This is a genomic window from uncultured Bradyrhizobium sp. (assembly GCF_964252615.1).
GTDB lineage: Bacteria > Pseudomonadota > Alphaproteobacteria > Rhizobiales > Xanthobacteraceae > Bradyrhizobium.
Map to the genome: position 1 here is coordinate 1 of NZ_CAXUNQ010000002.1, position 11,357 is coordinate 11,357.

Annotated in this window: 8 protein-coding genes; all 8 read left to right on the plus strand. The window is 60.5% G+C overall.

The features are described 5' to 3' along the window. Nucleotides 1-201: 201 nt before the first annotated feature. Entirely contained in the window at nt 202-2,328 is a 2,127-nt protein-coding gene (locus tag ACFE72_RS01305) for a type I secretion system permease/ATPase (protein WP_375411240.1), read from the plus strand. Beyond that, the gene (locus tag ACFE72_RS01310) at nt 2,315-3,766 is read left to right on the plus strand and encodes an HlyD family type I secretion periplasmic adaptor subunit (RefSeq protein ID WP_375411241.1); all 1,452 of its coding nucleotides are present in this window, start codon (nt 2,315-2,317) and stop codon (nt 3,764-3,766) included. The genes ACFE72_RS01305 and ACFE72_RS01310 overlap by 14 nt, the downstream gene beginning before the upstream one ends. A 694-nt stretch (nt 3,767-4,460) precedes the next feature. After that, complete coding sequence (locus ACFE72_RS01315; RefSeq protein WP_375411242.1) at nt 4,461-5,054, plus strand: hypothetical protein; 594 nt, start codon at nt 4,461-4,463, stop codon at nt 5,052-5,054. A gap of 114 nt (nt 5,055-5,168) precedes the next feature. Further along, on the plus strand, nt 5,169-5,321 hold the full coding sequence (locus ACFE72_RS01320) for a hypothetical protein (protein ID WP_375411243.1): 153 nt from the start codon (nt 5,169-5,171) through the stop codon (nt 5,319-5,321). Between the two features lie 465 nt (nt 5,322-5,786). Further along, complete coding sequence (locus tag ACFE72_RS01325) at nt 5,787-6,440, plus strand: hypothetical protein (RefSeq protein ID WP_375411244.1); 654 nt, start codon at nt 5,787-5,789, stop codon at nt 6,438-6,440. 30 nt (nt 6,441-6,470) lie between these two features. Continuing rightward, nucleotides 6,471-7,178 carry a hypothetical protein gene (locus tag ACFE72_RS01330; protein ID WP_375411245.1) on the plus strand — a complete coding sequence of 236 codons (708 nt, stop codon included), beginning with the start codon at nt 6,471-6,473 and terminating at the stop codon, nt 7,176-7,178. Between the two features lie 14 nt (nt 7,179-7,192). Further along, nucleotides 7,193-7,339: a hypothetical protein gene (locus ACFE72_RS01335; protein ID WP_375411469.1), complete on the plus strand. Its 147-nt coding sequence runs from the start codon at nt 7,193-7,195 to the stop codon at nt 7,337-7,339. A gap of 29 nt (nt 7,340-7,368) precedes the next feature. Then, nucleotides 7,369-11,357: calcium-binding protein (locus ACFE72_RS01340; RefSeq protein WP_375411246.1), on the plus strand; the 3,989-nt coding region annotated here is incomplete at its 3' end.

An 11,357-nucleotide genomic window follows, 5' to 3' on the forward strand; every position in this document is an offset into this window, starting at 1 on the left:
GGCTGATATCCGGCAGGTCCATCAGGACAGCAGCGGACGCTATGGCAGCCCCCGGTGTAAGCTACCGAAAGATTAGTTCATGCCACCTGGAACAATCTCAGTTCGTGCAACAGTCCGCTGAAAGCCCGCTTCCACCCGCTTTGCGCTTTACCCCGTGTAAAATCCTGTTAAACGACCTGAGGTCGAGTAGGGGTGACACGTATGGAGAGCGGGGGGAGAGATTCGGGCCTGGAATGCCTGTCGCTCCTGCTCAGATTCCATCAGATTGCGGTCGACGCTGATCAGATACGCCACCAGTTTTCTGGTGAGGCGATCGGCGTGACGGAGATGTTGCGTTGCGCGAAGGATTTGAAGCTGAAGGCACGGGCAGTGACCACGACGTGGGAAGGCCTCATGAAGCTTCCGCTGCCTGCGATAGTCGAATTGAAAGACAAGAGTTTTTTCATCGTCGGGAAAGTGGCTGCAGACGACGCACTCGTTCAAATCCCTTCGGAAAATCGCCCTCACATCATCAAGCGTGCTGAGTTCGAGTACGACTGGACGGGCCGCGTCGTCTTGATGGCGCGCCGCGCCTCGTTGGCGGATGTCGCGCGCCGGTTCGATTTCACGTGGTTTTTGCAGGCGATGCACAAATACCGCCGCCTTCTCGGCGAGGTGTTGATTGCTTCTTTCTTCCTGCAGCTGTTTGCGCTCGTTACACCGCTGTTTTTTCAGGTCGTCACGGACAAGGTGCTGACGCATCGCGGCTTTACGACGCTGGACGTGCTGGTCGTCGGCTTGATCGCAGTCACGGTCTTCGAAATGATTCTGGGCGGGCTGCGAACGTATGTGTTCTCTCACACCACCAACCGGATCGACGTCGAACTGGGTACTCGGCTGTTTCGGCACCTGATCGCGTTGCCCATCGCCTATTTCGAAACGCGCCGCGCCGGCGACTCCGTTGCCCGGGTCCGGGAACTGGAAAACATCCGGAATTTTCTAACCAGCTCAGCGCTCACCCTGGTCATCGATCTCGGCTTCACCTTCGTTTTTCTGGCGGTGATGTTCTACTATTCGCCGCTTCTGACCTGGATCGTCGTCGGCTCCTTCCCCTTCTATATCGTCCTGTCCGCAGGCGTGACGCCGGTGTTCCGCCGGCGTCTGGAGAAGAAGTTCGATCGCGGCGCCGAGAACCAGTCATTCCTCGTCGAAAGCGTCAGCGCCATCCAGACGCTGAAGGCGATGGCGATCGAGCCGCAGATGCAGCGGCGCTGGGAAGAACAGCTGGCGGGATATGTCGGTTCCAGCTTCGATGTGCTGTCGCTGAGCAACTGGACCAGTCAATTGGTACAGTTCATCAGCAAGATCGTGACTGCGCTGACGTTGTACTTCGGCGCGCACCTTGTGATCGAGGGGCAGCTCACCGTCGGCGAGCTGATCGCGTTCAACATGCTGGCCGGCCGCGTTGCGCAGCCGGTGCTGCGGCTGGCGCAGCTCTGGCAGGATTTTCATCAGGCGCGGGTATCGATCGCGCGGCTTGGAGACATCCTGAACACCACGCCGGAGCCGGCGTTCAATGCGGCTCGCGCGGCGCTTCCGCCAATTCGCGGCGATGTCACCTTCGATCACATCAATTTCCGCTACCGCGTCGACGGGCCGCTGGCGCTGCAGGACATCTCGCTGAAGATTTCGGCGGGCCAGGTGATCGGCATCGTCGGCCCGTCGGGCTCCGGCAAATCCACGCTGACAAAGCTAGTGCAGCGCCTCTATGTCCCGGAGAGCGGACGCATCTTGATCGACGGCGTGGATCTGACGGTGGCCGACGTCGCGTGGCTGCGGCGTCAGATCGGTTCGGTGCTGCAGGAGAACGTGCTCTTCAACCGGTCGATCCGGGACAATATCGCGCTGGCTGATCCCGGAATGAGCATGGAGCGGGTGATCGCCGCGGCAGATCTTGCCGGCGCCCACGACTTCATTCTTGAACTGCCGGACGGATACAACACCATCGTCGGCGAGCGCGGAGCCAGCCTGTCGGGAGGGCAGCGCCAACGGATCGCGATTGCGCGCGCGCTCGTCACCAATCCCCGCATCCTGATCTTTGACGAGGCCACCAGCGCGCTGGACTACGAGAGCGAGAACATCATCCAACGGAACATGCGCAAGATTTCAACCGGCAGGACGGTGCTGATCATCGCGCATCGTCTCTCGGCGGTGCGGCATGCCGACCGCATCATCACGATCGAAGGCGGACGGCTGGTCGAGGACGGCACGCACGACGAGCTCATGAAACGAGCCGGGCGCTACGCTACCCTTCACCAGATGCAGACGGGTTTCCATGTGGTCAGTTGAAGCCTTGCCAAAAGACGGCGGCGCCAGGGCCGGCCGGCCGCGATGGGGCCAACAGGAAAGCGCGCGCCAGTTCCTGCCGGCGGCGCTGGAGATCCTGGAAACCCCGGCCTCGCCAGCGGGCCGGGCGATCGGCGCAACAATCATCCTGTTCTTCGTGCTGGCGGTGGCATGGGGCGTGTTCGGCCGCGTCGACATTATCGCCACCGCTTCCGGCAAGATCGTTCCGACGGGGCGGACCAAGACCATTCAGCCGCTGGAGACCGGCATCGTATCGGCCATCCACGTCCAGGATGGCGACAAGGTCAGCGCGGGCCAGGTTTTGATCGAATTCGACCGCACCGTCACGCAAGCCGAGCGGCAGCATATCGCGCAAGACCTCGTCGCGAGCCGGCTGGATGTCGCGCGTCTCGCGGCGTTGCGCGACAGTTTCGACAGCGACGTGCCGGGGGAGCTCACGGCGCCCGCCGGCGCCTCCAAGCCGGATGTCGCGCGGACGCGCTCCGCGATCAAGGCGCAGGCCGCCGAGCAACTAGCAAAGCTCGCCTCCATCCAGCGCCAGATCGAACAGAAGGTGGCGGAAGGCCAGTCGATCGCCGCGACCATCGCCAAGATCGACGCGTCGCTGCCGCTGCTCGAACAGGGCGCCACGATCCGCCGCAAGGCGATGGAGATCCAGTACGGCAACCACATCGCGTATCTCGAGGCGCAGACCCGTCTGGTCGAGCAGCAGAACGAGCGCATCGTTCAGCAGGGGCGGATCGCGGAGGTGAAAGCCGCGCGCCAGGCACTGGAACAGCAGGTCGAACAGACGCGGTCAGGCTATGAACGCCAGGTCCTCAACGACCTTGCCGAAGCCGAAAAGAAGGTGGCGCAGCTCTCCCAGGACCTGGTCAAGGCCGAGCAGAAGAGTGGCGAGCGCATCCTGCGCTCGCCGATCGACGGCACCGTGCAGCAGCTGGTGCTGCACACCGTGGGCGGCGTGGTGACGCCGGCGCAGCAGTTGATGGTCGTCGTGCCCGCCGACAGCCACTTTGAGGCGGAAGCGATGATTTCCAACCGCGACATCGGCTTCGTCAGCCCCGGCCAGCAGGCCGAGGTCAAGATCGACACTTTCAATTTTACGCGTTACGGCCTGTTGCAAGGCAAAGTCGTCAGCGTCTCGCAGGACGCCATCATCCGCGAGAAACCGGCCGCGCGGGCCGTTTCCGTGAAAGCCGGCGGCGCGCTGTCCGACACCAGCGAGCCGGAAGGGCAGGAGCTGTTGTATTCGACGCGGATCGCGCTCGACCAGACGCAGATGCAGGTCGAGGACCGGCTGGTGCGGCTCGCGCCGGGCATGGCAGTCACCGTCGAGATCAAGACCGGCACCCGCCGGCTGATCGAATATCTGCTGTCGCCGCTGCTGCGCTACCGGCATGAGAGCCTGCGGGAGCGATGATCCACGCGACGTTTGGGGTAGCAGACAACAGTCACACATACATCCCGCGTCCCGCGACGCAGCAGCAATTGGCCAGTGATTATTTCGTGGCGATCTATGGAGGGGTGGCGGGCTCCACCTCGCCGGGTTCCCGAGCAACGAAGCGAGTTACCGCGAGTGGGAGAAAAGAGTTTTTGGAGTACGAGCGCACGCGCCTCAGGTCTACGGGAAAGCAATAACTGGGGCAAATTCCAACTTGGGAGAGAAGCAATGCTGATTTCCGTATTTGAAGTCGGTCGTGCAAGCTCCATTGGTTTGATCGCAGCTTCGTTCATATTGGAACGCGATTGAATAAACTTTTTTTCTGAAGCGCGATAATTCGAGCAATCATTCCCTTCTCACAGAATATTTCTTTCACTGCAATCTCTGTTTGCATTCCCCGATATTGCAGTTACGGTTGGCGCAAGGCTGCGGCTCAATCTTCGGTGGTCGCAACCGTGTGGGGAACAATAAACCGATGCAAGAATGCCGCGAGCAGGGGCGGGGTTCGACGCGGTGTCGTGAGGGGAGCGGCTTTGATGGCCGTCACTTGCGCGCAGTCGACACACCCATTTCATTGTCAGTGGAACCTGCTCGGGATGGTCGACTGAGAGAGCGTCGCCGCTCTGCAATCTTCGAATCACATCTCTTCGGTTCGGCCCGAAGCGTAGCGAACGTGATCGGTGTCGCGCGGCGCTCAAGCGGTCTTGCGCGCTGGGTGGCTTTGATTGTTCTTTTTTGCGTCACCTCGCCGTATGAAAGGGCCTATGCGATGAACGATCCTCCGGGTTCGTTTCAACCAAAAACCGGGCAAACGGTTTACCCACAGTGGTGGTCATCGACCGCCCCGGACGGCGAAGAGTTTGAATTGCCTTCGGGCACCAGGACCTGCTCGCGACTCAAAGTGAGGTTCGTTGAGCAAATTACCTGGGTGCATGCGCGTGTCGGTTCCGGTTATCCGTCTGAAGCGAACTTCCTCGTCGAAGACAATTTCGGCGATCAGCAATATGGCAGCGGCAAAATCCTGAAAGCTTCCTTTTACGTTCAATACAACGACATTCATTTTGGCCATTCGGAGATAAATCGAAAACTGGGCGCCAGCGACTTCTGGTTTCAGGATCGCAACGACGCCAATCACGTTCTTCTGGTGAGTCTGGGTGATCGGCCTGAGACTACGGTCTCCTATCATGTGTGTGCCTTCAAAGAAGGCGAGCAGGTTCGATTGTCATATTTTTTGAAGAGGTCGCCGCCGCATCCGTGGCCATATTGATTTTGGCAGCTGTCCGTCCGCGTCGACCGCGACGCAAAGGCTTGAAGAGAAGCAAGGCTTGGCTGGCAAGGACAGGAGAAAATAGATGGCTGTCGTCTGGGCTGACCGTAGCGCATGGTGGTAGTTATCGAGTTACGCGCCGTTCTTGCGGCGGCCGCACCGGACCTCGACCGTCAAGGCGAGTTCCATTCCCCTCATGATGTCCGCGAACGCGGCTTCGTTCATATTGACGCGCGCCGATTGAATAAATTTGTTTCTGAAGCGTGATAATTTCGACCGATTATTCTCTCCACCAAAAAATATTTTTGCCCTGCAATCTCTGTTTGCATTCTTCGATATTGTGGATACGGTTGGCATCAAGGTTGCGGCTCAATCTTCGGTGGTCGCAACCGGGCGGGGAACAATAAACCGATGCAAGAATGCCGCGAGCAGGGGCGGGATTCGGGGCGGCGTCGCGAGGGGAGCGGCTTTGATGGCCGCCGCTTGCGCGTCGTAGACACACCCATTTCATTGTCAGCGGGACTTGGCTGCGATCGTCCCGCGCGCGATGGCTCGCGTGCGCTAGATTGCGCGGGCGTGGTTTCGCGGTCGATCGCCCGCCGGGGCTGCGGTCATGGAGGTACGCACCGGCGACTCTGCGGCGAACGATCCTCCAACACGCAGCTTCACATCGCGACCGGAAAGACTCCCGTTGGTGGCCGGAGCCGATGACATGAATTATCAGGAGCGGCGGTGATCAACGCTGGATGGATCGTTGAAGCGGTTGCGGTGGGGCTGATCGCTTTGCGAAAGCTGCGCTATCCTGGACCGCAATGTTCCTCAACCGGTTCACGAGATTTGAAGCACGGTCGGCGCACCGTGCTCACTGTCATTGCGGTCATTGCCGTATTCCCTTTCATGAACCACGAGAGCTGTGCGCAGATGGTGACGCAAGACAAGCCGCCGATTGCCTATTTTCTCGATCGGGTGCCTGAGAGCTTGGATAGCTCGACGTTACCTAAGACAGCCCGTGACGTCGTCATCGCCCGGGTTCGCATTGAGGGTCGGCTGACTTATCTGGTCGGGCGGGATCAATCAGGAACGTCGCCTCCGCTCCCGTCCCATCTGTTCTATGCCCGGTTGAAAATTACGGACGTTCGCACTGGTCATGCTGCTACCGGCGCAACGGTTGATGTTACGTTCGGAGTGCCGGGTTCTCCTGCACGTATTCATTATCCTCACACCCCGAACCAGCTGGATCGGGATTATGAGGTTGTCATGTATTCAGCTGAAGATGGCGAACATCATCTGGTGGGGTTTCCTGTCAGCGAGGAACAATACATGAAATGGGACGCAGAGGTTCGGAGCTATGACCGCTCGAGAGATGTACTTCCGAGGCCGCAGTAACGTTTGATTCTATCAATACAGGAGACGGTGATGGCCTGGTCCGATGTTGCTGCGAAGATTAAATTCTGGGGCGTTGACGACTCACCACCGCTGGTGAATGGAATTTCGGCCGCAGGATATGGGGGCGCGTTCTCGCCCGCCGACAAATCAACCATTCTAAGCGCTCTTCAAAATTTATACGATCGTTCCCCAACGGCTAGAGCGCTGTTGGACGCGGGTGTTGCGACAAGGGAGATTTGGTTGCTCAACCACGCGGGCCAAGGCTCGCGAGCCGCCATCAACTCGGGCACCGCGACGATCGATTTGGATGAAGCAAGGACTCTCCAATGGATGGGCCGTGACGGCCGTTTCCAACTGGAAAACGTAGGCGGCAGCGTAATACATGAACTAGTCCATGCAATTTATGGATTCTATGACCTGCTGGATCCGGTGACCGGAAATCCCACCTTTAGTCGCCCGGGTACAAATGATTTCAACAATCCCAATTTTGATCACATCGGGCGGACTCAGGCGGTCGCGAACCAGATATTGCAAGAAGCAGGTAACCCGTTTGCCTATTGGCAGGTCGGATACGATGCGATTTTCAATGTTAGCCCGTCGACATTTCGAACGGATATTTCCTATACGGAAGGTAATACCATCGACATCGCGTATTTCGACCAAGCGAGCAACAAGACACCGGATGTCCTCGATCTTTCGCTGCGAACGATAACTCCAGAGATCTCATTATTGGGTTAGGCGGTAATGATCGCATCAACGGTGGTGCAGGCCGCGATTATTTGTACGGCGGCGTCGGCAACGATACGCTTTCAGGCGGCAGCGGCGACGATGTGCTCACGGCGGCGACCGCAAAACCGCGATCGCAAGCGACGGCGTCGACACCGCCGATTATTCGATAGGCGACAGGCAGCTCGCCCCCAGCCATGGTGTGACCGTCAACATCGACAAGGCGGCGGCGTCGGGTGCAGACAAGATGGATGGCCTCACGCCAATCCTCGTCTCCGATGACGGCTACGGCGGGAGAGACAGACTCTTCTCCGTCGAAAAAATCAAGCTCTCCGATAAAGACGATGTGGTGCGGATTGGAGCAGATAGCGGCGATCTCCTGAAGCCATTGCAGGAGATCGATGGAGGTGGGGGTCGCAATACCCTCGATCTCAGACCGAACAGCAGCGGCATCACCTTCGAGAACAACAAAATCAAGGGTTATGATACCCAGTTCAAGAATTTCAACGTGCTAAGTCTCGGCGACGGGAGCAACATCATCGGTAGCTCGGTCGCCGGTCTCACGATCAACCTCGGCACCGGCAACAATACCGTAAAAGCCACCGGGCCCGGCACCATCGTGAAGTCCGGCGGCGGGGCCAACAAGGTCGAGGCATCGCACAACGGTCAGTTGCTGTTCCAGAACGCTGGCACTGCGGACCACATCACCTATTACGGCAGCACGCTGACGGGCGGCGTTCACTGGGGCGGTTCGGAGAGCGTCTACGCCTATGGCATCCATGGCGAGCGCTATGGCCGCAACCAGCAGGGCGACCTGGTGATCCTCGACGCGAGCGGCAACGAGACCTTCATTCCCCGCTTCAATTTCAGCACCGACGGCACCAGCCGCACCGCCGGGCTCTACGTGATCGACGTCCATTACGAGATCAGGAGCGGCAACATCTGGACGACGGGCTTCCAGGCCGCCGCCATCATGCTGCAGTCGCTGAAGAAGATCGGTGCGGCGCTGCACGGCTGGCAGCTGCACGGCACCGACCCGCTGGTACTCGATCTCGACGGCAACGGCATCCCGCTGACGGGGCGGGACAGCTCCGGCGTCGTCTTCGACATCAACAACAACCAGTTTGCCGCGCCGGTGGGCTGGGTCGACGCCAACGACGGCATCCTGGTGCGCGACCTCAACGGCAACGGCAAGATCGACAACGACAGCGAGATGTTCGGCGGCCCGCAGGCTGGGGGCTTTGCGCAACTGGCGACGCTCGACGGCAACCATGACGGCAAGGTCGACGCAAGCGACAACGGGCTCGCCGATTTCAACGGCGACGGCGTCGTCGACGTCTCCGACACCTTGGATTCCCTGAAAATCTGGGTCGACGCCAACCAGGACGGCGTGACCGATGCCGGCGAGTTGCATGCGCTCTCCGATTACGACATCGTCTCGATCGCGGTCGGCTCGACGCCCTCCACCATCACCGACAGCGGCAACGACATCATCGCGACCGGGACGTTCAAACGCGCGGACGGCAGCACCGGCATGGTCGGCGAGGTCCAGCTCGACACGGACAATCACAACACCAGATGGACCGGCGACTCCTCGGTCAGCGCCGATGCCGCCAGCCGGCCGGACCTGAAGGGGTTCGGCACGGTCACCGATCTGCACGTCGCGATGACGCTTGATCCCGGACTGATCGGCGTCGTCGATGCGGCAATGCCCGGCCTGAACAGCCTGTCGCTTGCGAGCTTAAGGGCAGCCGTGCGGCCCGTCCTCGGCGCTTGGGCGGCCGCTACTCCGATTCCGGCGGGCACGCCGGGCACCGAGCCGACCCAGGATTTCGATTTCGTCGGCGCCACTACCGAGAAGGGCGCGATCGTCTATGATTACCTGATCGAGAAGCAGGACGATCTCGGCACCTATTATGCCTACGCCAGCGGTCAGCCGGTCTATGACGCCAATCTCCTTGTGATCGACCGGCCGACCAAGGAACAAGTGCTGGCGAGCACGCCGCAGCAGGGAAGCTGGGACAAGCTGTCCGCGGGCGACATCGCTTTTCTGGAGCGCTATACCGGCAACCTGATCGGGCTCAGCGTGCCCGTCAATCCCACCGCCGCCTTCATCGCGGACGTTGCCGGCGCGGTGACGTCGGCCTGGAACGAAATCAACAAGCTCGCGGTCCGGCTCGCCGCGCAGGGTCCGCTCAGCCCGTTCTTCGCCGGCATCGCCTATGATGCGAGCAGCGATTTCTTCCGTCCGACCACGGCGTATCAGCTGCAGCCGATGCTGCAGCAGGTATTCGCTGCGACGCCGACTGTGCCGGCCGATGCCGAAGCCTATCTGAAGCAATGGAACAACATCATCGGCATGATGCTGCCGGACTTCCACCGCGACGATCAGGGACGGCAGGTCACCGACCCCTTTCTGTTCGAAAGCATCGTGGCGGCTTACGAGAACGTCCCGGTCGCGATCCCGATCAAGGACGTCGCGGCGTCGCTGTTCGACATGCCGCAGTCCGAGATCTTCATGGGCCCAGGCACCACCACCGGCGGCGATACCAGCAACGACATCCTTTACATCAACGGTCCGAATGAGACCGCGCTGGGGCAAGGCGGCCAGGATGCCTACGTCGTCGGCTACAATTTCGGCCACGCCACGATCCACGACGAATGGCTGGGGCTCGGCGACAGCCAGGAGGACAGCATCTGGTTCGCCCACCTGAACGTTTCGGACCTGACGTTCACGCGCGAGGGGATCGATCTCGTCATCAGCCAGAACGGCACGAGCGACCAGATCCGCGTCGTCGACGAATTCGCAGGCCGCCGGCCCGGGCTCGTCACGGCATTCCAGGATTTCGACGAGTCGGTCGAGATCGTCAAATTCGCCGACGGCACGACCTGGGACAAGTTCGACATCGCAAAGGCGGTAGGCCTCAACCTGCGGCCGGCGGCGGATGGCAGCCTGATCGGAACTGGAGACCTCGATTTCCTCTATGCCGGCTACGGCGCGACCACCATGTCCGGCGGCAACCTTGCCGACCAGTACTTCTACAGCGCGGGCGATGGCAACGTGACCATCGACGACAGCGAAAGCTGGATCTGGGGCGAGAACCGCGATTACGTGCACTTCGGAGCGGGCATCACCGAGTCGGATGTCACGCTGCAGCGGAACGGGGGCTCCAACGATCTGCAATTCCTGATCAACGCGACGGGCGAGGTCGTGACGATCAAGAATCAATTCGAGGTGGATTACGGCCTGCTCAACACCATGACCGACCGTATCGAGGTCTTCACGTTCGCCGACGGCGGCTACCTCGGTTGGGAAGATATCATCAGGAATTTCGACGCGACCGCCGGCACCGACGGCAACGACACCATCTACGGCTTCTCCTATGCCGACACCCTCGCCGGCGGCCTCGGCGACGACTATCTCGCCGGCGGATTCGATGCGGATACCTACGTCTATACGCGCGGCGACGGCAACGACACGATTTTCGAATATACCGACGTGCAGAGCGGCGGCGGCAGCAACGATACGCTGGTTCTCCACAACATCGCGGTGGGCGACGTCAGCCTCGTTCGCAACGGCATTGATGCGACGCTGGTCTTTGCCGAGAGCGCGCCCGGCGCCGGCGACGGGGGATCAGTCCTGCTCCAGACAGAACTGGACGACTGGTTCGCCCAAGGCGTCGAGAACATCGTCTTCGACGACGGCACCGTGTGGACCCCGAGCGACCTCCGGGTCATGCTGCTCGCGCAGGCGGTAACAGATGGCAACGACGTCATCAACGGCTTCAATACCAATGACGTGATCCGTGGCGGCAAGGGCGACGACACGCTTTCCGGCGGCGCGGGCGACGACACCTACGTGTATGCGCGAGGCGACGGCAACGACACCATCATCGAGGGGACTGCGGGCAACTTCAGCACGATCGACACATTGACGCTGCATGGCGTCGATCCCGCTGCCGCCAGCCTGGTTCGCAACGGCAACGACCTCACGCTGATAATCGCCGAAAGCGCGCCGGGCGCCGGCGACGGCAGTTCGATCCTGCTCAAGGCGGAGCTTGACGATTTCTTCAGCCAGGGCGTCGAGAACATCGCGTTCGACGACGGCACGCTGTGGACGCAGGCAGACCTGCGCGTGAAGCTGCTGGCTCAGGCCTCGACGTCCGGCAACGACACCATCAACGGCTTCAA

What these genes read in the sequence shown, in the direction of transcription:
- ACFE72_RS01305 (WP_375411240.1), top strand. Translation starts at nt 202, where the DNA reads ATGGAGAGCGGGGGGAGAGATTCGGGCCTGGAATGCCTGTCGCTCCTG.
- ACFE72_RS01310 (WP_375411241.1), top strand. Translation starts at nt 2,315, where the DNA reads ATGTGGTCAGTTGAAGCCTTGCCAAAAGACGGCGGCGCCAGGGCCGGC.
- ACFE72_RS01320 (WP_375411243.1), top strand. Translation starts at nt 5,169, where the DNA reads ATGGTGGTAGTTATCGAGTTACGCGCCGTTCTTGCGGCGGCCGCACCG.
- ACFE72_RS01330 (WP_375411245.1), top strand. Translation starts at nt 6,471, where the DNA reads ATGGCCTGGTCCGATGTTGCTGCGAAGATTAAATTCTGGGGCGTTGAC.